We start from the raw sequence: 21522 nt of genomic DNA, 5'->3' as shown, positions 1-21522 counted from the left end.
CATGCCGCCGCAATCGCATCAACCCATTCTCAAACGGTCTCTAAGTTGCCGGTTGGTTCAACCGCTACTTGGTTGCCGTGGCGTACAAATCCAATCCGAACCAGCGTGGAATCCAAGACTTAAGGAGTTCGCGCCGAGGTGGGCTGCGCTCGAACGGGACCCCATTGTCGATGTTCTCAGTCTGGCCGGAGAATGACGCGTAGCCGCGGCAGAGCTTGCGGAGCGATCGGATCGAAACCCAGTCGGTGTGAGGCGCACCTTCACCGGCTTGGTTGGCATCATAGGCCGCCCGCTCGGCTTGCGCGCTCAGGCCGACGACGCCGCGAAAGCCGAAGATCTCGCGCAGCATGTATTTCAGCGTTTCGCTGCGCGCCTGGTAGAAGCGCCTGTATGAGTAGGCGTAGTAGACCATGAAGATGAGCTTGCCGCCCGGGCGAAGGACGCGCTGGCACTCTTCTAAGGCCTTAAACAGATCGCCCGTATGATGCAGGCAGCCGATTGCGACGACATAGTCGAAGCTTTCGTCGGGGAACGGGGCCTGCAGGATCGAACCTTGCTGGGCCTGGCCATCGAGCCCGACCTGCTTCAGCCGGTGGTTGACCATCGCTACAGGGCCGGGGGCTATATCGAGGCCGCGATAGAGCGCGCCAACTTCGGCGAGGCGCTGCGATACGGTGCCATATCCCAGGCCGATCTCCAGGACGTCTTTCCCCTTCATGTCCTCGAAGGGGATATGCACGAACAAATAGGGGTAGAAGGCAAAATACCAGTCGTCGAACTTCTTAAGTGAACTCGCTGAGCTATCGGTGACGCCCAGCGACTTGGCGAACTGTGTCCCGCACAACTCGCTCCAGAACGTAGAATTGCGCGAGTCGACTGCGGCTTGATCCATCATATTCGACATGGAAACCTTCGTGACAAATGTCGTGCGCTGGCAGACCGCGCCGGCGGCTTGATAGAAGCAAAGTCACCACTTTCCAAGTCCGGGCCTGCGATAAATCATGCTTGCCGGCCATATTGCGATTGACAAGGGGGGCTTACTTGGCGACGAGCCAGTATGTTGGCGGAGATGCGGAAGCCGGGGATGCCGGTTGCGCCGGCTCCTGTCTTGTCTTGAGGGCCCTTATCATCATGGCTAGTTCGGCGGCACGGAAGCCGCGTATTGGGCTGATCTGCTTTTCCGCGATTCCCGACGATCCGCGCGTCCGCCGCCAGGGCGATCTGTTTCACGCGCACGGCTGGGACGTGGTCGCAGTGGGGTTGCCCGGCGCGCGTTCGCCGTCGCCGCAATGGTGCAGCCTCGCGATCGATTCCGACAATGCTGCGAGTTTGGCCGCAGAGCATTCCGCTTCTCCGATTGATGCAGGCGGGGAGTCACCGGCTGCGCCAGCTTCGCGCCCACGGGATGCGCTCGACCGGGTGTTGCATCTGCTTCCGGCCAACTGGCGACCGGCGAGCCGAGCAATGGCAGGCCGTATCGCGCGGCGCACGCTCTTCCCCTTTCTGCGTCGGGCTAGGCGCGCCATGGATATCGCGCTGGTCTACGCCACTCCGCAGCACGCCAGTAAGGCCTATTGGACGCTGAACGACCGCTTCGAGCGGCTATACGAGCTTGCCAGCCAGGAGCAGGCTGATCTCTGGCTTGCTAATGACTGGACGGCGCTGCCAATCGCGCGCCGACTCGCGGCCGAACAGCGTGTGCCTTACACCTACGACACACATGAGCTGGCGGTCGACGAATACGCCCAGCGTCTGCTCTGGCGGCTCACCCAGCGCCCGGTCATCGCAGCTATCGAACGCGAGGGTATCGCCGGCGCGGCCGTGACGAGCTGCGTCTCGCAAGGTATCGCCGACCGCCTCTACGAGCTCTACGGTCTTCCCGAAAAGCCGCTGTTGATCCGCAACATGCCACGCTACGAGGCGCACCGGCACCGCCCATGCGGCGAGACCATCGAGGTGCTCTATCACGGAGTCGTCAATGCCGGCCGGGGGCTCGAGTCTTGTATCGACAGCGTCGCTCTGTGGCGGCCGGAGTTTCGGCTAACGATCCGTGGCCCCGGCCCGGCCGAGTATCTCGAGGCGCTCGCCAATCGGATCCGGTCCGCGGGCCTCGGCTCACGCGTCGTGCTGGCACCGTCGGTACCTATGGTGGATCTGGTCAAGGAGGCCGCGTGCTTCGATGTTGGCCTCTTCGCCCTGTCCGGGCACTCGCATCAAAACGTTCACGTCCTGCCTAACAAGTTCTTCGAATACACAATGGCCGGCCTTGCCCTATGTGTTTCGGACTTGCCGGAGATGACAGCGCTGTTGCGGCAGTACGAGCTTGGCCGCCTGATTTCGCAGGTCACGCCGGAGGCCATTGCAAACGCAATCAACGGCTTCGACCGCGCTTCGATCGACGCATACAAGGCGCGCTCGCTGGAGACGGCGAAGGCCCTCAATTGGGAGGCCGAGGCCGACCGGTTCTTCGATGCTATCGACCGCGCTGTCCGCAGCCGGGCGATGCAGGGCGTCGCTGCGCAGTAAGAGCCCCGGATAGACTGCCTCAGGCCGTCGATTGGCAGAGGTGCTCGACTATCGTCAGCAGCTTCGTGCTCTCGGCCTCAAAGTTCACCCGACGCGCGGCTTCGAGGCTGGCGCGTTTGCAGGCGTCGATCCGGTCGCGATCCAGCCCGGCGAGGCAGGCCGCGATTGCTTTCGGTGCGTCCTGGGGGAGCAGCAATCCGCAGCCGGTTGACTCGACGTGCTTGCGGATCTCGGGGAGATCGCTGCTGACGAGCATCAGCCCGGCCTGCATGTATTCGAAGACCTTGTTCGGCAGCGCGAAGCGGGCATGGGTCGTGCTGTTCGAAAGTAGGAAGATACCGATATCCGCTTGCGCAGCCGTTGCCACGACCTGATGGGGCGCAACGGCGGGTTCGAAAGCGATGCGGTCGCCGAGATGCCCGGCCAGACCGCGCAAATGCTGATCGAACTGGCCCTGCGTCGGGCCGCGGATGATCAGCCTGTAGTCGGCCGGCCAGAGCGGCAGGCTCGCAATCAGCGTCTCGAGCCCGCGGCGGGGCACGACCGCTCCGTGGTAGAGCACCGTGACCGGGCTTCCCGTCGGGCGGAAGGCGGTGGCCTGCCAGGACGGGGTGTTCGAGATGACGACGGGACGCTCGGAGAGCCCGTAGCGCTCTGCAAGCGCCTCAGCGATACCGGGGCTGACAGTGACGATCGCGTCTGCCTTGCGGATGTAGCGGTCCTCGACGCGCATGACATGACGTCGAGCCAGCGCGCGCCAGCGCCAACTGTCGGAGAACTCCTCAGGTGCAAATTCATGGCTGTCATAGATGATGCGGGCGCCGCTGGCGCGCCTGGCGGCGAAGGCGACGGGCAAGGAGCGCCAGTCATTGGCGATGACTAGATCAGGGCGATATTTTAGCAGATCGCGGCGCGCCGCCAGCTTGATCGAGGATGCCCAGTAAAGCGAATCCGCGCTGGCTGGCAGGAGCGTCGCCGGAGCCTGCCTGAACACCATGCCGAACCGTACCCGCCAGTCGCTGCCGGGGCCCCGCAAGACCGTTACCGGGGTCGGAGGTGAATCGGGTAGCGGGGCCTGAGCGAAGATGCGGACGTCGTAGCCGGCGCCCGCGAGCAGCGCGGCGTGCCGCAGCACGCGCGAATCATGCCGCAGCGGCGAGATGCAGACGAGTGCGACCCTAATCATGTACGCCCCGATATGGGCAGTTCGCAGTTGCATTCTTTCCTTCGGATCGCGAACGACCAAGGCGACAAACTTACGGCCCCCAGCCGGTGGGGCAAGACCGCGCCTAGGGTGCAGAGCACTTCAGCTGAAATTATGGAATCTTCCATCTGACGCTCGATTGCGCTCATTGTTCCAAATATTTTAAGCAGTATAGTTCCAAGCTCGGCCGCTGCCATCGGTGTCAAGCAGTAAAGTGACGTTGTGGCAAGCGCGAGAGCGGCTCAAGCCGGTTTTATTTGCTGCTGGCAATTCCGCGCATCGACGATGGGAGCAAGGCGCTCAGCAATCTCCTCAGCGCGTTTACGCCAGGAGGCATGTGCCCGAACATAGTCCGCGCCATTATATCCTAGGCGGCGCGCGCGGTCTGGATCGGCAGCAAGCTCCGCAGCGGCTGCGGCGAGGGAGGGCGGGTTCGCCATCGGAATCACCAGTCCGGTCTCGTAGTCACGCACGAGTTCGCGCTGGAAGGGCAGGTCCGTCACGATCACCGGTACGCCGCTTGCCATCGCTTCGAACAATTTCAGCGGGGCGACGCCGGTGCCGAGATGGCCGGCCGTGTCTTCTGTGATGGAAAGTGCGGCCACTGCACCACGCAGATAGGCGGCGACTTCCTTGGGCGGCTGGCGGCCGAGCCAGCGCACGCGCGAGCCAAGGCTTGCGTCTTTGAGGCGATCGCGCTCGACGCCGTCGCCGATGATGACGAGGCTGAGATCGGCCGGCCACGCTGCTTCCTTCGTCGCCGCGATCATGGTTGCGATTCCATGCCAGGCCGTCAGGCCACCGACGAAAGCGATGTAGCGCCCCGGTTCGTTCGACCGTGGCCCATCGGGCGTGAACAGTTTGACGTCTGCACCATTGGTGACGACGCTGATGCGATTGTGCCCGGCCTGGGCCTCGGCCCAACTGCGCAGGCCCTCCGTGACGACGAAAACATGTGCCGCCATTCGCATCTGGCTGCGATAGAGCCAGCCGATCAGCGGGCTGATCCAGCCCAGCCAGCGATATGTCACGAAGATGTCGGCCGGAAGACCGTTGATTTCCTGGAAGACCGGGACGCCCCGCAGCCGCGCCCAGAGCGCGGCTGGCAACGCGGCGAAATGCGCGCGCATATAAACGCCGTCGCACTCGCTCATTCGGCGCGCCAGAACCCACTGCGCGCGGGCGTAATCGAAAAGGCGCGTCAGATAGCCGGTGCCGGAGCTTGCGCCACCCCGGCCGGTTGCGACCAGATCGACCTGCCAGCCGATCTCACGCAGGCCCGCGATGATCTCGTGGACGTGGGTGTAGGTCGCCTGACCTTCGCGCGGGGTTTCGAGCGACAGGTAGACAAGGCGCCGCTTCCGCGTCACGCCGCCGAGGCCTCGCGGTTCAGGGCCTCGCGCACGGCCTCGATGATGTAATCCTGCGTCGCAACGTCGAGATAGGGGTGCATCGGCAGGGCGACGACCTCCTGCGCGACGCGCTCCGAGATCGGCAGGCCGTTGCCGGCAACGGGGAAGTGCTTGTATGCGGTTTGTTGGTGCAAGGGCTTCGGATAGTAAACCGTCGTCGGCACACCCTTGGCCTTCAGTGCCGCCTGGAAGGCGTCGCGGCGATGAGCGTCGACGCGGATCGTGTATTGAGCCCAGGTTGAAATGCAGTCGGGCATCACATGGGGCGTCACCGTGACGTCCTTGAGTGCCTCGGTATAGCGGCCGGCGACAATCTGGCGCTTCTCGATCTCCTCGGCGAAGACCTTGAGCTTCTCGATCAGCACGGCGGCCTGGAGCGTGTCGAGGCGGGAATTCACGCCGACACGGACATTGTCGTACTTGTATGAGCCCTTGCCGTGAAAATGCAGCGAGCGGAGGAGGGCGGCGTGCTCATCGCTGTCGGTGAAGATCGCGCCGCCGTCGCCATAACAGCCGAGCGGCTTGGCCGGGAAGAAGCTGGTGGTAGCGAATTGGCCGATGGAACCGACGACGCGGCCCTTGTAGCGGGCGCCGAATCCCTGAGCGGAATCGGCAATCAGCACCAGGCCGTTCTCGGCGCAGAAGGCTTCGATCGGGTCGTAGTCGGCGGACTGGCCGAAGAGATCGACAGTGATCAGCGCGCGCGGGGTGAGGTTGTTCTTCTTTGCCGTGGTCAGCGCCGCGGCGAGGCCCTTGGGATCGATATTGAAGGTGGCGTCGTCGATCTCGGCGAAGACCGGGGTGGCGCCCATCCAGGCAACGACTTCAGCGGTGGCGGCGAAGGTGAAGCTCGGGCAGATCACAGCGTCACCTGGGCCGACGCCGATTGCCTCCAGCACCAGCACGAGCGCATCGGTGCCGTTGGCGACGCCGATGGCGTGCTTGGCGCCGCAGTAGGCGGCGAGTTCGCTTTCGAACTGCCTGACCTGCGGACCCAGGATGTAATTGCCCTCATGGACCACCCTGAGGATGGCGTCATCCATCGCCTGGCCGATATGCTGGCGCTGTGCCTTGAGATCGATGAACTCGATCGTCGGAGTGCCCATCACAGAATCTCCTCCAAGCTGTCCGGTCCGGTTTCGCGGTAGCGCCTGCCGGTTTCAGGGCAGGCGAGATCCGGCCCAAGCTTGGCGCCATTATGGCTCATCCAGCCGATCCTGCGGGCCGGTACGCCAGCCATCAACGCAAAATCCGGTACGTCTTTCGCCACCACTGCGCCAGCGGCGATGAAGCAGTAGGCGCCGAGCGTGTGGCCACAGACGATGGTGGCATTGGCGCCGATGCTTGCGCCCTTCTTGACGAGGGTGCGGCGGAACTCGGATTTCCGGTTCAGGAAGGCGCGCGGATTGTTGACGTTGGTGAAGACGCAGGACGGGCCGCAGAAGACATTGTCTTCGAGCTCGACGCCGTCATACAGGGCGACATTATTCTGGACCTTGCAGCCGTCGCCCATGGTGACGCGCGGCCCGACCATGACGTTCTGGCCAAGGACGCAGTCCTTGCCGATGACCGTCTGCCCCAGGACATGGACGAAATGCCAGACCTTTGTGCCAGGCCCGAGAGCGACGCCGTCGTCGACATAGGCGCTCTCGTGAATCTTCGCGCCGGGAAAACGCGGGTCGTCGCGCATCTCTGAGGCCGCGGCCATCGTATCAGGCCTTCAGATATTTATGGACAAAGGGATGCTGCTCTCCGCCGGACACGATCGGAGCGTGCCGGAACTGCGAGACGACTTCGACACAGAAGCGGACGTCGTCAAGGCCATAGCCCTTGCCGGCCAGGATTTCCTGGTAGCTGCGCGTGTGAAGGTCGGTGAAGCCTTCGGAGAATTCGACCTCCTCGCCGTCCAGCGAGATCGAACGATAGGTCGTCTTCTTGCCCTTGACGCTCTCGGGCAGATCGTTGGCATCGACCGAGAGGAACCAGCGCACATCGGCCTTCTCGTAGGAGAGGAGGCCGCCGGCGCGCTCCGGCTCGCGGAGATTGGCGGTCTGCGACTTCAGCGGGCCGAAGACATAGGCCAGCATGTCGAAGAAATGGACGCCGATATTGGTGGCAACGCCGCCCGACTTGCTCTCGTCGCCCTTCCAGGAAGCGTGATACCAGCGGCCGCGCGAGGTGATGTAGGTCAGATCGACTGCATGGCGTTCATTCGACTGCGCGATGCGCTCCTTGAGCGCCTGGATCGCCGGATGAAGCCGCAGCTGGAGGATGGTGTTGACCTTGCGGCCGCTGTGCTGCTCGATTTCGGCGAGGCCGTCGATGTTCCAGGGGTTGAGGACCAGCGGCTTCTCGCAGATCACGTCGCAGCCGGAACGCAGCCCGAAGCGGATATGGGCGTCGTGTAGATAGTTGGGCGAGCAGACGCTGACATAGTCGATGTCCTCGCCACGCCGGTGCAGCTTGTCGACATGCCGGTCGAAGCGCTCGAACTCGGTGAAGAAGTGGGCCTGCGGAAAATGGCTGTCGATGATGCCGACGGAATCGTTGGGATCATACGCCACCTTGAGGTCGCCGCCGACGGCCTTGATGGCCATCATGTGACGGGGAGCGATATAGCCGGCAGCGCCGATCAGGGCGAAACTCGTCATCTTATCAGGCCTTGAAAACGTTAGTGGCGACGATGCCGGCGCGGGCACAGGCATTACGCGTGTCGACGACCAGCTTCGAGCCGGCGACGAGGGCGCCATAGTCGACATCGTCATGGTCGGTGGCGATCAGCACCGCGTCAAACCCCGCAAGCGAATCCTTCGAGATCGACACGCTCTTGCGTCCGGTCAGCTCGGCATGCTCGCGGGTCGGCGGGATGACAGGGATATAGGGGTCGTGGAACTCGACATGGGCGCCGCGCTTCTCGATCAGCTCGATCAGCTTGAGCGAGGGGCTCTCGCGCATGTCGTCGATGTTCTTCTTGTAAGCGATGCCGAGGATCAGGATCTTCGCGTCGCTCAGGTTCTTGCGGACCTGGGTGTCGACCAGCTCCGCAAGCTTGTTGACGACGGCATAGGGCATCTGGGTGTTGATCTGCCCCGCGAGTTCGATGAAGCGCGTGGTGATGTCGTATTCGCGCGCTTTCCAGGTCAGGTAGAAGGGGTCGATCGGGATACAGTGGCCGCCGAGGCCGGGGCCGGGATAGAAGGGCATGAAGCCGAAGGGCTTGGTCTTGGCGGCATCGATCACCTCCCAGACGTCGATGCCCATCGCGGCGTAGACCTGCTTCAGCTCGTTGACGAGCGCGATGTTGACAGCCCGAAAGATATTCTCGGTCAGCTTGACCGCTTCCGCGGTGGCGGTCGAAGATACTGGAACGGCCTTAACAACCAGGGCGCTGTAAAGTGCGACCGACATGGCGAGCGAATCGGCGCCGTCGCCCCCGACAACCTTCGGGATCGTCGAAGTACCGAAGTCGGGATTGCCCGGGTCCTCGCGCTCCGGCGAAAATGCCAGGAAGAACTCCTCGCCGCTCTTGAGGCCCGTGGCCTTCTCGAGGATCGGGCGCATGACCTCGTCGGTCGTTCCGGGATAGGTCGTCGATTCGAGGACAACGAGCTGCTCCTTGCGCAGGCGCTTGCCGATCGCCTCCGTGGTCTTCACCACATAGGAGAGATCGGGCTCGCGATGCTTGGTCAGCGGCGTCGGCACCGCGATCAGCAATGCGTCCGGTTCGGCCATGCGGTCGAAGTCCGTGGTCGCAATGAAGTTGCCGTTCTTCACGCCTTCGACGATCAGATCCATCGGGATGTGCTTGATCGCGCATTTCCCGGCATTCAGATCGTCTACGCGGTGCTGGTCGATATCAAAGCCGATGACCTTGATGCCTTGGCGCAGCGCCGCGAGGGCAAGCGGGATACCGACATAACCAAGTCCGACGATACCAATGACGATCGACCGATCCTGGACGCGTTCAATAAACCGCTGCGCGACTGGCGAATTCACATTCAACCTCAAGATTGCGCCAACATCGTTCAATTGGCCGTTTTGTGTGCGTGCTTCTTCCAGACTTGCTGGAAACCGTCAACATCCGTTGAGGGCTTTTCCGGGCATGTGCGCTGAGTAATCGTCCCGCTAGTCCCTGTAGAGACTCTTGAAATGGCGGTTGATTTTGTCGTGGTCTACGACGACGCCGCAATTGCGCTCAGCAAGAAGCGTCTGGTGGAAGTACCAGTCGTCGAAGCCGACATTGAGCCGATCATAGCCTGCCTGGGCTAGAAGGAGCCTGATCTCCTCCCGGCGCGGCTCGACGAAATTGTGCTCGATGGTGAAGAGCGGGATCCTATGGCGCGCCAGATCGATGCTGCGCAGGATGTCGAGTTCGGAACCCTCCGTATCGAGCGAGACATAGTCGAAGCCGTTCAGCGCGAAATCGCCCATCGCAGCAATCTCGTTGAAGGTGATGGTTTCGACCTGAATCAGGCCCTTCTCCGCGACGGCCTGGCGGCGATGTCTGGCATAGCCGTCGCTGTCGGCGAATTCCTCGAGGGTGCCGATCTCCTGGGAGGCAACGAAGTCGAGGATCCTGCCAGACTCGCGATAGACCGCCCTTTCCAGGCAAATGGCGGTTCGGTTCTGCCGGAGCTTTGCGAAAAGTTCGGGATTGGGCTCGACCGCCACACCTTTCCAGCCATGCTCGGTTTCGAGAAAGTAGCTGTTGCTGTGGAGAACCCCGTCGAAGGCGCCGATCTCGGCAAAGCGACCGTCACGCCTGCCATTGCACATCGCAAAGACCCAGCGCTCCTGCTCGATCTGCGAATTGGTCGGCATCTCGTAAGCAAGGCGTGGGTCGAAGGGGCGCGTGTCGTCAAATCCGATCGTCATCCGCTGCCCCATCACCCAGTCTTGTCACGTCGGCGCCTGCCGTGCTCGCCTTGATAATGCCTTGAGCTTTCAACCAGCCCAGGGACAGGGTTTCCACCTGTCGCGAGGCCTGCTGCTTTCGCGGTCACGGTTGGTCGGAAGCTCGCTCAGTGAATCTCCGGTTCCGCCACCTTGGCCGTGCCCTCCAGATAATCGAAATCGCAGCCCTTGTCGGCCTGCCGGATATGGGCGGCGGACATGCGGCCATAGCCGCGCGCATAATTGCGGTCGGGCGGTGACCAAGTGGCGAGGCGTTCGGTGATTTCGTCGTCGCTGAGCTCCACGGAGATGCTGCGAGCCTCGACATCGACGACGATGATGTCGCCGGTCTGAACCGCAGCGAGCGGCCCCTTGATATAGGCCTCGGGCGCGACATGGAGCACGCAGGCGCCGTAGCTGGTGCCGGACATGCGGGCGTCCGAGATGCGCAGCATATCGCGCACGCCCTGTTTCAGCAGCTTTTTGGGAATCGGCAGCATGCCCCATTCCGGCATGCCGGGGCCGCCGACCGGGCCGCAGTTCTTCAAGACCATGACGTGATCGGCGGTGACATCGAGGTCCTGGTCGTTCACCGCGCGCATCATTGCGTCGTAATCCTCGAAAACCAGGGCCGGGCCGCGATGCTTGAGCAGCCGAGGCTCCGCGGCAGAAGGCTTGATGACACAGCCATCGGGCGCAAGATTGCCCTTCAGGACCGCAAGCCCGTTGGCGGTCGAGACCGCCTTGTCGAGCGGGCGAATGACGTTGTCGTCATAGACTTTTGCGAGCGCGATCGTCTCGGCGAGCGGCTTTCCCGTTACGGTCATGGCGTCGGTATGAAGCTTGCTCTCCAGCTGCTTCAACAGGGCGGGCAGACCGCCGGCATAGAAGAAATCCTCCATCAGGAAATCTCCGGACGGCCGCAGGTTCGCGATCACCGGCACCGTGCGCGAGAAGGTATCGAAATCCTCCGGCGTCAGCGGCACGCCGGCCCGGCCCGCCATCGCAATCAGGTGGATGATCGCATTGGTGGAGCCCGCCACCGCCATATGGACGGTGAGCGCGTTCTCAAAGCTCTTGCGGTTAAGGATGCGGTCGGGCGTCAGATCCTCCCAGACCATCTCGACGATGCGCTTTCCCGCAGCCGCCGCCATGCGAGGGTGGGCGGCATCGGCGGCGGGGATGGCGGAGGCGCCGGGCAATGTGAGCCCGAGCACCTCGGCATGGCTCATCATGGTCGCGGCGGTACCCATCACCATGCAGGTGCCGTGCGAGCGGGCGATGCCGCTTTCCATCTCGCGCCATTGGCTGTCGGTGATGTTGCCGGCTTCCTTCTCGGCCCAGTATTTCCAGACATCGGCGCCGGAGCCCAGTACCTTGCCGGCCCAGTTGCCGCGCAGCATCGGGCCGGCCGGCACGAAGATGAAGGGCAGGCCGGCACTGGTTGCCCCCATCACGAGGGCGGGCGTGGACTTATCGCAGCCTCCGAGCAGCACAGCGCCGTCGAGCGGATGGGAGCGGATCGATTCCTCCGCCTCCATCGCCAGGAAGTTGCGGTAGAGCATGGTCGTCGGCTTTTGGTACTGTTCTGACGCCGACATCACGGGGATTTCGACCGGGAAGCCGCCTGCGGCCCAGACCGCGCGCTTCACCGCCTCGGCCCGGTCGCGCAGATGGGTATGGCAGGGGTTGATTTCGGACCAGGTGTTGAGGATGCCGATGACCGGCTTGCCCATGAACTCCTCATGATTGAGGCCCATCTGCAGCGCCCGCGAGCGATGGCCGAAGGAACGCAGGTCGCTGGCGCCGAACCAGCGCCTGCTGCGCAGCGTCTCGGGCGTCTTGCGGGGATGAGTCATGGTGTTTCCTCGGATACTTCTTGCTTGTCGGTCACGACCAAGATTGCGAGCGCAGTGACGGAAATCCAGCGGCAGCAGTTCTAGTTCTAGCTGGATTGTTTTGTCGCGATGCTCCTCGCAATGACGGTGGCGACTATTCCGCAGCCGCCTGCTGTCTGCCCCAACCAGCGACGATACGGCTCAATTCGGCCCGCTCGCTCTCGTTCAGCTCGGGCAGGCCGGGCAAGCGCACGGGGCCGACCGGCGTGCCCAGCAGGCTGAGCGCTTCCTTGACCACTGTGACGTTGGCGCCGTTGCCGTACTTGGTGCGCAGCGTCTCGAAGCCGGCGATCTCGTCGACGAGGCTCCGGGCGCGTTCATAGTCGTTGCCCTCCAGCGCCTTCCAGATCGCCAGCGAGCGTTCAGGCGCGACATTCACCAGGCCCGAGGTGAAGCCACGGGCGCCGAGCGCGTGAAAGGGCGCAGCCCAACCCTCGGCCAGCCCGCAGATCCAGTTCGCGCTGGTGCCCTTGGTCGCGCGCACACACTCAGCCAGCAGCATCATGTTGCTTGAGGCGAATTTCACGCCGGCGACATTGGCGTGGGTCGCGACGCGGGCGAGGTCCTTTATGCCGATCGCGTCGGAGCGGATATAGGCGACGACCGGGATCGACAGGGCCTCGGCGATGGCGAGAATATAATCGGCCTGCGATTGCGGCGCGGCAAAGGGATCGAGTGGGTGATGCACCATCACCGCATCGCAACCGGCAGCTGCTGCGAGCTTGCCGGTCGCGATGGCTTCGCGAAGGGAGCGGCCGATGCCGGCCGTGACCAACGCCTTGCCGGCCGCAGCTTCGGCGGCGGCAGCATGGCTGCGGACAACCTCGTCGGTGGTCATCGGGTAGAATTCGCCGGTGTTGCCGGCCGAGACGATATTGTGAATGCCGGCTTCGGCAATGCGTCGCACGATCTGTCCGGTCCGGGCCCAGTCGGCCTCACCATCGCCGTCCCAGGCAGTGACATGCACACCGGAAATTCCGCGCAATGCGGTCCACAAGCGGTCATTCGTCATAGGCCAATCCCTCCGCATCCGAGCCGAACACCTGGCGCACATGGCTCTTGGCCGAGCGCACGATGTGGCTCCTCATTCGCTGCTCGGCGAGCTGGGGCTTGCGCCCAGCCAACGCCTCGAAGATCCCCTGATGCTCGACAAAACCCTGCCGGCGTTCGTCTTGCTCGCCGAGCAGCGCGATGCGCTGGGCGTGATCATACATGCGCTGTCCGTCGAGCCGGCGCTCCAGATAGGTGCAGCCTGAGATCCGGTGGATCGCGCCGTGATAGGCCTCGTTCAGATTGACCAGGTCCTCGAGCGCGCTGTGCTCGGTTGCGTGCGCCATGTCGTCGATCAGCCGCGACATGTCGCGGATCTCGGCGTCGCTGATGCGGTTGGCGGCGATATGCGCCATCACGCTCTCGATCGCGGCGCGGCCGAGCGCCATCTCCAGAGCCTGGCGCGCGGAGAAGAGCACGAAGACGCCGCGTCGCGCCTCCGTGCGGACAAGCCCCTCGCTTTCGAGCTTGCGAATCGCATCCTTCACCGGGGTCGTGCTGACGCCGAGCATCTCGGCGAGCTGACGCTCGTTCAGCCTCTCCCCGTTCTGGAAGCGGCCGGCAACGATCGCCCGGCGCAGGCGCTCATGCACATGCTCGCGCAAGGAGCGCAGCAGGTGAGGGGCGACGGGTTCGATCGTGATCGTCTCGGTCATCATGATCCAGTTATGTGCGGGTGAGGGGGCTGCCGAATCCCGGCCGGGCTCCGGCGTTCCCCTGCATCGCCACATCAAACACCACAAACATCAAGTCGCAACAAGTCTGAAATTTCAGATTTCAAATCTGAAATGCCGTGCTATGTCCTGCGGCAAGGAGCCCGAGAAGGGCCGAGCCGGCGCGAATTGTGCGGGCGCTGCAACAAGGGAGGAAGACCTGATGAGTTTGACGCGACGCGCGGCGATGGCCGCCGCCTGCCTGATGATCGCACCGGCTGCTCTGGCGCAGTCGGATTACCCCTCGAAGGTCGTGACCATCGTGGTGCCCTTCGCGGCCGGCGGCACGACCGACCTCCTCGGCAGGATCCTGGCCGAGCGGCTGGCGGTGCGGCTCAATGGCAAGTTCATTGTCGAAAATCGGGCCGGCGCGGGCGGCAATACCGGCGTCGCGGCGGTCGCACGGTCGCCGGCTGACGGTTACACCCTGACGATGGGTACGGTCTCGACGCATGCGATCAATCCGGCCGTCTACAGCAAGATGCCGTATGACCATATCAAGGACTTTGCGCCGATCTCGCAGGTGGCGAGCGTGCCGAATATCCTGATGGTCAATCTCGACTTGCCGGCGAAGTCCGTGCCCGAGCTCGTCGAGCTGCTGAAGAAGAACCCGGGCAAATACTCGTTCGGTTCGTCTGGCGCCGGCACCTCGACGCATATGGCGGCCGAGCTGTTCAAGGTCGCGACCGGCACCGACATGGCGCATGTGCCTTACCGCTCGAGCGGGCAGGTGACGCAGGATCTGCTTTCCGGCCAGATCCAGCTCTCCTTCGACAACATCACCATCGCCTGGCCGCATGTCGAAGCCGGCAAGATCAGGGCGCTCGCCACGGCTACGCCGGGACGGCTGGCCGTTGCCAAGGACCTGCCGGCGCTGGCCGAGTTCATTCCGGGCTACGCCGCGACCTCCTGGCACGGCTTCTTTGCTCCCGCCGCGACGCCGAAGCCGATCGTCGACAAGCTCTCCGCCGAGGTGCAGGCGATCATGCGCGAGCCGGCCACCGTCGAGCAGCTCAGGAAGCTCGGAGTCGACCCGGTCGGCTCGAACCAGGCCGATTTCACCGCCCATATCGCCGCCGAAACCAAACGCTGGGCCGAGGTGGCGCAGAAGGCGAACGTAAAGATCGAATGAATCGCGATTGCCGTGGCCTGAACAAGGGCGTCACGCCGGGGCTGCGCGGCGTTCCGGTCCCGGGGCGGCGATTATCAGCGCGGGATGCCGCTTCCTTTGAGCGAATGAGGATCACTTTCCAATGACGCCCGTGCTGACACCCGAAAACCGCGAGAAGCTGAAGCGCGTCTCCAGCGCCACACTGACGACTGCGCTGTTCAAGCGTGGCTTCCGCAATGTCTTCATCCAGGACGTACGGCCGTTGGGGACCGTGGCGCCTCGGATGGTCGGCGAGGCCTATACGCTGCGCTACATCCCGGCACGTGAGGATCTCGACCATCTCGGCGTCTTCGCCGATATCGAACATCCTCAGCGCAAGGCGGTCGAGGCGTGTCCGCCGGGCCATGTCATGGTGATCGACAGCCGCAAGGACGCGCGCGCGGCTTCCGCTGGCGGCATCCTCGTCTCGCGGTTGATGCAGCGGGGCGTCGCCGGCGTCGTCACCGATGGCGGCTTCAGGGATTCGCCCGACATCGCCCAGATGCCATTCCCGGCCTTTCACAACCGGCCGAGCGCCCCGACCAACCTGATCCGCCACCACGCCGCCGATATCAACGTCCCGATCGGCTGCGGTGATGTGCCGGTGTTCCCGGGGGACATCGTGGTCGGGGACGGCGAGGGGGTCTGCGTGATCCCGGCTCATCTCGCCAACGAGGTCGCCGAGGAGGCTTATGAGCAGACGGCCTATGAGGATTTCGTCGAGGAGCGCGTCCGTGCCGGCGAGTCCATCTTCGGACTTTATCCGGCCAATGCCGAGACCAAGGCGAAGTTCGCGGCCTGGCGGTCAGGTTGGTCTTGAGTTTGGAAATCTCTACCGGGGGTTGAGCCTCATCCTTCGCCGGAGAGCGAGGCTGGCTTCGTAGATGCCCGTCTCGCTGCCTCGATCGGGCAAGACGACGGGGAAATGCGCACGACCTTCCCGCCGTCAGCCGTAAAAGGCCCGGTACCAGTCGACGAAGCGCTGAATGCCGTCCTCGATCGTGGTGGAGGGGCTGAAACCGACGCGGGCTGCGAGGGCGCTCACATCGGCATAGGTCGCCGGCACGTCGCCCGGCTGCACCGGCAGATGGCGCTTGATGGCCTCCTTACCGCAGGCCGCTTCGATTACGGCAATGAAGCGGTCGAGCCGGACTGGCGTGTGATTGCCGATATTGTAGACACGGTAAGGTGCCGCGGATGTTGCGGGATCCGGCGAGGCGACGTTGAAATTGGGCGAAGGGGCGGGCGGTTCCCCGACCAGCCGAACGATCGCCTCGCTGACATCGTCGACATAGGTGAAATCCCGGCTCATCTCGCTTTCGGCATAGACGTCGATCGGCTGACCTTCGAGAATCGCCTTGGTGAAGCTGAAATAGGCCATATCCGGTCGGCCCCAAGGACCATAGACCGTGAAGAAGCGAAGGCCCGTGACCGGTATGCTGTAGAGATGCGCATAGGAATGCGCCATCAGTTCATTGGCGCGCTTGGTTGCCGCATAGAGCGAGACTGGATGGTCGGCGCCGTCATGCTCACTGAACGGCACCTTGGCGTTGGCGCCATAGACCGAGCTCGATGAGGCATAGATCAGGTGCTGGACCGGATGGTGCCGGCAGGCCTCCAGTACTGAGAGGAAGCCGTCGAGATTGGCGCTGGCATAGGCGCGCGGGTTCTCAAGTGAATAGCGCACGCCGGCTTGCGCCGCGAGATGAATCACGGCGTCAGGGCGAAAGCGAGCAAAGGCGCCTTGAAGCGCGTCATAGTCGGCAATGTCGAGCTGCTCGAATGAAAAGCCGTTGCGCGGAGCCAAACGGTCGAGCCTCGCCTGCTTGAGCGCAGGATCGTAATAGGGAGTGAGATTGTCGATGCCGAGGACCTGAACGCCCTGCACCAGCAAAGCCTCGGTGACATGAAAGCCGACGAAGCCCGCTGCGCCCGTAAGCAGAATCCGCTGTGGTGAGGCCTTGATCGTCACAGGATGGGCCGCCAGATCGTCATCGTTGATAGCAGCAGAGCGACTCATTTCGCTCCCCCAGCAGAACCAATCAAGTTCAGCTTTGGGTGTCTGGCACGACGGGCGCGCGGCCACAAGGAGAGGGAGCTTCAACCAACGCAATGCGGGAAGCAGCCCCTTCGCCGCATCATGTTCGCCGCGCGATATTCCACCGGATCACGCGTTCGGCTCTGGTCCCGCGGAACTCGGCCGCGATTGGACGAACCGCAGCCCCCTGCTAAAGGGGCGTCATGTTCGATCTACAGAACCTTCCCGCCGATATCCGCGCGATCATCTTCGATTGCGACGGCACGCTCGTAAATACACTGCCGGTTTATGCCGAGGCCTGGACGCAAGGGTTTCGCACCTCGGGCAGGGACATGATGCGCGACTGGTATCTCGGCCGCGCCGGTCACTCCGAACATGCGCTCATGGACCTCTTCGAGGCCGACCAGGACGTGACGCTCGACCGCGAGGCAGTGATCAAAGTCATGCGGAAACATTTTCTGCAGAATGTCGCGTCCGTCGGCGAGGTTGAGGCGATTACCGCTGTTGCACGCCATAATCAGGGCCGCCTGCCGATGGCTGTCGCATCTGGCGGATCGAGGCAGATCGTCACCGCCACGCTTGAGGCGACGGGCCTGATGCCCCTGTTCGATACGATCGTGACGATCAACGATGTCGTGCGTCCCAAGCCCGAACCCGACTTGTTCCTGGAAGCAGCGCGGCGTCTGGGCATTGCCGCGGCTGATTGCCTGGTCTTTGAGGATTCTCCTGAAGGGATGGAAGCCGCTGACCGCGCTGGCATGCGCTGTATCGATGCCAGGCCGCACCGGGCTTAGGTCAATTGGGGAAGCGTCGTTCAACCGTCGTACGCGAATCGAGAAGCGGGCTGCTGCCGCTGAATGCGAGTTCGATCGTGTGAAAGAGACCGGTCCCGGAGGAAGGGCGAAACCCGCGCAGCTGGACGAGTGTCCGAAGGTGGTGGCTCGGCATCCCGCGACGGGCGATCCAGTTCCAATGGCCATCAGAGCGGCGCACGTTTCGCCGGCACTGGCTTTGGCCCCGGCGGGGCTTTTCCCTGGTCGTGCACAAAATTGCTGCATTCCGTCGGCTTAATGCCCCAACTTCGCCACGAGTATGACAAGGGGCCATTATGGCGAACATTCTCTGTCGCGCAGGCATCGCGGGCCTGCTGGTATCTGGTTGCTTGCCGCAATCGGTGCCGACGGTCGAAGCGATCACTAAGCCGACGATCGAAACCTTTGCCCGGTTGGGGGGCTGGCGACCCTGGCAATCTGCTCAAGCCGAGAAACAGCAGGCGGCGCCCGCAGTGCCTCCTGCCGATCCCGCGCTGGAGCCGAGCAGACCAGTGTTGCTCGAGCGCGAGCAGGTGAAGGTGATGAGGCCAGCCCTGAAGCCCACTCCCGTCGTTGCAACTGTACCGAAACCTGTCGCTCCGCCCGCGCCACGCAGCGCGCCCGTTGCGATGCGGGAGGAGCCGACCAAGTCCCTGCCAGCCCTGGTCTCTTGCCGTACGCACAACGAACCAGGTCAACGCGTGCGCATGGAGTGCAACCCAGTCGAATGATGGCGAGCGCCGAAGGTGCAAAAAAGTTGAGCTGCACGTTTCTTCAGGTCAAGCCAAGCTGAACAAGGACGGGCAATATTGCGCCCTGGCTTCGGCCTTCCAGCGTTTAGATCGCGCTATGCCGGAGTTATGCCGACCGCAAGAAGCTGAGTGTCGTTGACTGATTCAGCGACAGCGACAACGCCTGCTCTGGCGCTTCGATTCTCGATTGATACGGGCTGATTGCACTGCGAGCAGCGGAGCTGCGCTCCTTCTATGTCGCGCCAAGGCCAGCGCTCCGATCGCCCTAGTCGGGCGATGAACGATCTCGCCGCAGTCCAATCGAATGGAGTTTTGGGATGGTAGCGGGAGAGGGACTCGAACCCCCGACACGCGGATTATGATTCCGCTGCTCTAACCAGCTGAGCTACCCCGCCCCAAGACCAGCGACAGTGGCGCCGGCGGCTTGCGATGGCGCGGATATAGGGGGCGCAGCAGGGAGCCGTCAAGCCTGCTGGTGAATGCTTCACATCCTTTACGCCGATGCGGGAGCTTACGCGCGCGGACGGGCACGGCAATTGACCCGGGTCCGCCATGCGTTCCTGCAATGACGAGGCGCTTGATCCCGGCTTGAGCATGCCTAGGTGAGGGGCGAGGGGCACAAATGTTGGTCATCGCAGGCTGGGCTGCAGGTTGCCGCCGGTGCCGCAGGGCATCGTCGTCCGCGAGGCCATGATCCAGGAGTCCTCGCGAATGAGTTCGATCGTACAAGAACAATCCAGCTTTTCGATGCGTTTGAAGCTGTTCGCTCGAAGGGGCCTGCTCGCTGGTGCAACTGGGCTGACGCTGTTGACGGCGCCCTTCGCGATGATCGCTCCCGTCGCAGTGCAGGCTGCCGAACCCTGGCAGCAATCCTGCGCCTACAAGACCCAGTTCGGGGTGCTCGGTACCGGGATGGGGATTGCCACCGATTACTGCACGCGGCTGACTTTCTGTCAGAAGATGGCCGACCGGAACGATCCGAACATGGCGCAGAAGGGCTGCTTCGGTTTCGCGTCCAGCGCCCCGGCCTCGCAGGAGTTCGTCAGCAAGTATCGCTGAGCGACAGGCGCCCGGCCGGGTTCAGGCCTTTGCCGGGCGCTTCTTCAGCCTGACCACCTTGAAGTAGCCCTTACCGACATGGACAGTGTCGTAGCGGCCCGTTCGCGCGGCCCAGTCCGTCAGGCGGCGGACCTTGAAATCCGTGCTCCAGCCAATCGCCTTGGCAATCGGGGCGAGCGCCGTCCAAAGCGGCGCGGTCAGCGCACTGTCGTCGACCAGCCGGCTTGAGATGATGATCTCGCCACCTGGCTTCAGGACGCGGTCCATTTCGTCGAGCGCCTGTTCCGGGTTCGGCACCAGCGTGATGACGAATTGCGCCGTCACCGCGTCGAAGCACTCATCGCCGAAGCCCAGGCGACAGGCGTCCATCACCATCAGCCCCTTGACATGCTTCAGGCCCTGACTGGCGACCTTGCGGTTGGCCACTTTCAGCATGTCGAGGGAGAGATCGGCGCCAAGCACGCGGCGGTCCGGCGTGAAATAGGCTAGCGTGAGGCCGGTTCCGACGCCGATTTCGAGAATGTCGGGGCCACAGGCACAAGCGGCGGCAACGGCCTCGCGCTGGGCGCGAGCGAGCAGGCGCAAATAGACCTTGTCGTAGAACTTCGCCCAGGTGGCGTAGACCCGCTTCTGGCCTTCGAGGTCATAGGTCACAGGCATCGGGCAGCTCGACTGGATCGGAGTGGCGTGGGCGGGGAAGGAGGGGCCGCGATCACGATGCGGCGAGGGCAAGCTCAAGCCGGGCAGCCGCAGCCTGGGCCGCAGGCGAGATGATGGTGCCGCCGCCGAGGACACGAGCACCAGATCCGACAGTGTCGTAGATCACGCAAGCCTGGCCGGGGGAGACGCCTTCCTCCTCGCCGGCAAGCATGATCATGAGGCCGGCATCGTCACGCAGCAGCCGGGCTTCGCGCGGGGCGCGGGTCGAGCGGACGCGCACCGCCACGTCGAGCCCCTCGGCCGGCAGGGCGTCCAGCGAGACATCGCCGATCCAGTTGAGATCGCGCAGCCGAACTTCACGCACGCCGAGCGCCTCGCGCGGTCCGACGATGACGTGCGCCCGGTCGGCATCGAGCCTCAGCACATAAAGCGGTTCCGTCGTGCTGATTCCAAGCCCCTTGCGCTGTCCGACCGTGTAGTGGAGGACGCCTTCGTGGCGGCCCAGAACGCGTCCATCGAGATGGACGATGTCGCCGGGCCGTGCGGCGCCGGGCTTCAGCCGTTCGATGACGTCGGCATAGCGCCCGTTCGGCACAAAGCAGATGTCCTGGCTGTCCGGCTTGTCGGCGATGGCGAGGCCAAGCTCGGCGGCAAGGGTGCGGGTCTGAGCCTTATCGATCTCGCCGAGCGGGAAGCGCAGCAGGTCGAGCTGATCCTGCGTCGTCGCATAAAGGAAATAGCTCTGGTCACGCGCTTCGTCCGCGGCGCGGAAGAGACCGCGATGGCCATTGGCAAGCGCCCTGCTGACGACATAGTGCCCCGTCGCCAGAGCATCGGCACCGAGTTCGCGTGCGAGCCCGAGCAGATCGCGGAACTTGACGGTGCGATTGCACTCGACGCAGGGAATGGGTGTCTCGCCGGCGAGATAGCTCTCGGCGAAGCGCTCGATCACGGCATCGCGGAAGCGGCTCTCATAGTCGAGAACATAGTGCGGGATGCCGATCGTCTCGGCGACGCGGCGGGCGTCATGAATGTCCTGTCCCGCGCAGCAGGCTCCGGCCCGATGGACAGCGGCTCCGTGGTCATAGAGCTGCAGCGTGACGCCGACGACATCATAGCCTTCACGCTTGAGCAGGGCTGCCACCACAGACGAGTCCACGCCTCCGGACATCGCCGCGACGACGCGCGTCGCCGCAGGCGGCTTGGCGATGTCGAGGGAGTTGAGGGAGGTCATGGCGAGCGGGATCATCCTGGCGAAGGCGACTATGTGGCGGTTCTATACCGGCTTTGACAGGGGGGGGCCAGTGAGCGATCGGCAAATCCTGCCGCCTCGCCAGAGGGGGCAAGGAGAATCT

Annotated in this window: 20 protein-coding genes and 1 tRNA gene; 6 read left to right on the top strand and 15 right to left on the bottom strand. The window is 63.5% G+C overall.

The features are described from left to right. Positions 1–64: 64 nt before the first annotated feature. On the bottom strand, positions 65–904 hold the full coding sequence (locus FG93_RS31345; protein ID WP_052514003.1) for a class I SAM-dependent methyltransferase: 840 nt from the start codon (positions 902–904) through the stop codon (positions 65–67). Positions 905–1464: 560 nt separating this feature from the next. On the opposite strand from FG93_RS31345, the gene FG93_RS31995 reads away from it, so the two are divergent. Further along, a complete protein-coding gene (locus FG93_RS31995) occupies positions 1465–2526 on the top strand; it encodes a glycosyltransferase (RefSeq protein ID WP_348270488.1) in 1062 nt (353 codons plus the stop codon). 19 nt (positions 2527–2545) lie between these two features. Here the strand turns inward: FG93_RS31995 and FG93_RS21055 are convergent, their stop codons facing one another. From FG93_RS21055 to FG93_RS21010, 10 genes are all read right to left on the bottom strand, one after another. Further along, positions 2546–3745, bottom strand: a complete 1200-nt coding sequence (locus FG93_RS21055; RefSeq protein ID WP_081881695.1) for a glycosyltransferase — start codon at positions 3743–3745, stop codon at positions 2546–2548. Positions 3746–3972: 227 nt separating this feature from the next. Continuing rightward, positions 3973–5100 carry a glycosyltransferase family 4 protein gene (locus FG93_RS21050; protein ID WP_043237980.1) on the bottom strand — a complete coding sequence of 376 codons (1128 nt, stop codon included), beginning with the start codon at positions 5098–5100 and terminating at the stop codon, positions 3973–3975. Continuing rightward, positions 5097–6248: a DegT/DnrJ/EryC1/StrS aminotransferase family protein gene (locus FG93_RS21045; RefSeq protein WP_043237978.1), complete on the bottom strand. Its 1152-nt coding sequence runs from the start codon at positions 6246–6248 to the stop codon at positions 5097–5099. The genes FG93_RS21050 and FG93_RS21045 overlap by 4 nt, the downstream gene beginning before the upstream one ends. Next, on the bottom strand, positions 6248–6850 hold the full coding sequence (locus tag FG93_RS21040; RefSeq protein WP_280114151.1) for an acyltransferase: 603 nt from the start codon (positions 6848–6850) through the stop codon (positions 6248–6250). The genes FG93_RS21045 and FG93_RS21040 overlap by 1 nt, the downstream gene beginning before the upstream one ends. Positions 6851–6854: 4 nt before the next feature. Continuing rightward, complete coding sequence (locus tag FG93_RS21035; protein ID WP_043237975.1) at positions 6855–7793, bottom strand: Gfo/Idh/MocA family oxidoreductase; 939 nt, start codon at positions 7791–7793, stop codon at positions 6855–6857. A gap of 4 nt (positions 7794–7797) precedes the next feature. Beyond that, the gene (locus FG93_RS21030) at positions 7798–9138 is read right to left on the bottom strand and encodes a nucleotide sugar dehydrogenase (protein WP_043238278.1); all 1341 of its coding nucleotides are present in this window, start codon (positions 9136–9138) and stop codon (positions 7798–7800) included. A gap of 129 nt (positions 9139–9267) precedes the next feature. Next, the gene (locus tag FG93_RS21025) at positions 9268–10017 is read right to left on the bottom strand and encodes an FkbM family methyltransferase (RefSeq protein WP_052514002.1); all 750 of its coding nucleotides are present in this window, start codon (positions 10015–10017) and stop codon (positions 9268–9270) included. Between the two features lie 146 nt (positions 10018–10163). Beyond that, a complete protein-coding gene (araD, locus tag FG93_RS21020) occupies positions 10164–11894 on the bottom strand; it encodes an L-arabinonate dehydratase (protein ID WP_043237973.1) in 1731 nt (576 codons plus the stop codon). Positions 11895–12027: 133 nt separating this feature from the next. Beyond that, positions 12028–12945, bottom strand: a complete 918-nt coding sequence (locus FG93_RS21015; protein ID WP_043237970.1) for a dihydrodipicolinate synthase family protein — start codon at positions 12943–12945, stop codon at positions 12028–12030. Further along, positions 12935–13639: a GntR family transcriptional regulator gene (locus FG93_RS21010; protein WP_244448672.1), complete on the bottom strand. Its 705-nt coding sequence runs from the start codon at positions 13637–13639 to the stop codon at positions 12935–12937. Before FG93_RS21010 ends, FG93_RS21015 begins: the two co-directional genes overlap by 11 nt. 220 nt (positions 13640–13859) lie before the next feature. Here FG93_RS21010 and FG93_RS21005 point away from each other — a divergent pair, with 220 nt between their 5' ends. Beyond that, positions 13860–14828 carry a tripartite tricarboxylate transporter substrate binding protein gene (locus tag FG93_RS21005; RefSeq protein ID WP_043238270.1) on the top strand — a complete coding sequence of 323 codons (969 nt, stop codon included), beginning with the start codon at positions 13860–13862 and terminating at the stop codon, positions 14826–14828. A 121-nt stretch (positions 14829–14949) separates the two neighbouring features. Next, entirely contained in the window at positions 14950–15666 is a 717-nt protein-coding gene (locus FG93_RS21000) for a ribonuclease activity regulator RraA (RefSeq protein ID WP_043237968.1), read from the top strand. 126 nt (positions 15667–15792) lie between these two features. On the opposite strand, the gene FG93_RS20995 is transcribed toward FG93_RS21000, so the two are convergent. Beyond that, the gene (locus FG93_RS20995; RefSeq protein WP_081881689.1) at positions 15793–16866 is read right to left on the bottom strand and encodes an NAD-dependent epimerase; all 1074 of its coding nucleotides are present in this window, start codon (positions 16864–16866) and stop codon (positions 15793–15795) included. Between the two features lie 221 nt (positions 16867–17087). On the opposite strand from FG93_RS20995, the gene FG93_RS20990 reads away from it, so the two are divergent. Together FG93_RS20990 and FG93_RS32530 are read left to right on the top strand one after the other, a co-directional pair. Beyond that, positions 17088–17678 carry an HAD family phosphatase gene (locus FG93_RS20990; RefSeq protein WP_043237965.1) on the top strand — a complete coding sequence of 197 codons (591 nt, stop codon included), beginning with the start codon at positions 17088–17090 and terminating at the stop codon, positions 17676–17678. 314 nt (positions 17679–17992) lie between these two features. Beyond that, positions 17993–18427: a hypothetical protein gene (locus FG93_RS32530; protein WP_152579546.1), complete on the top strand. Its 435-nt coding sequence runs from the start codon at positions 17993–17995 to the stop codon at positions 18425–18427. A gap of 339 nt (positions 18428–18766) precedes the next feature. Here the strand turns inward: FG93_RS32530 and FG93_RS20980 are convergent. Beyond that, a tRNA-Met gene (locus FG93_RS20980) sits at positions 18767–18843 on the bottom strand. Between the two features lie 265 nt (positions 18844–19108). On the opposite strand from FG93_RS20980, the gene FG93_RS20975 reads away from it, so the two are divergent. Beyond that, on the top strand, positions 19109–19507 hold the full coding sequence (locus FG93_RS20975; protein ID WP_152579545.1) for a hypothetical protein: 399 nt from the start codon (positions 19109–19111) through the stop codon (positions 19505–19507). Between the two features lie 21 nt (positions 19508–19528). Here the strand turns inward: FG93_RS20975 and FG93_RS20970 are convergent, their stop codons facing one another. Together FG93_RS20970 and mnmA are read right to left on the bottom strand one after the other, a co-directional pair. Further along, positions 19529–20167 (bottom strand): class I SAM-dependent methyltransferase, encoded by a 639-nt coding sequence (locus FG93_RS20970; protein WP_043237959.1) that lies wholly within the window; start codon positions 20165–20167, stop codon positions 19529–19531. 52 nt (positions 20168–20219) lie between these two features. Then, entirely contained in the window at positions 20220–21401 is a 1182-nt protein-coding gene (gene mnmA / locus FG93_RS20965) for a tRNA 2-thiouridine(34) synthase MnmA (protein ID WP_043238264.1), read from the bottom strand. Positions 21402–21522 lie beyond the last annotated feature (121 nt).

The sequence above is a fragment of the Allobosea sp. LC85 genome, from assembly GCF_000735605.1.
Classification (GTDB): domain Bacteria; phylum Pseudomonadota; class Alphaproteobacteria; order Rhizobiales; family Beijerinckiaceae; genus Allobosea.
The sequence above is the reverse complement of the archived record's forward strand: the minus strand, read 5'-3'. Positions and strand labels throughout refer to the sequence as shown.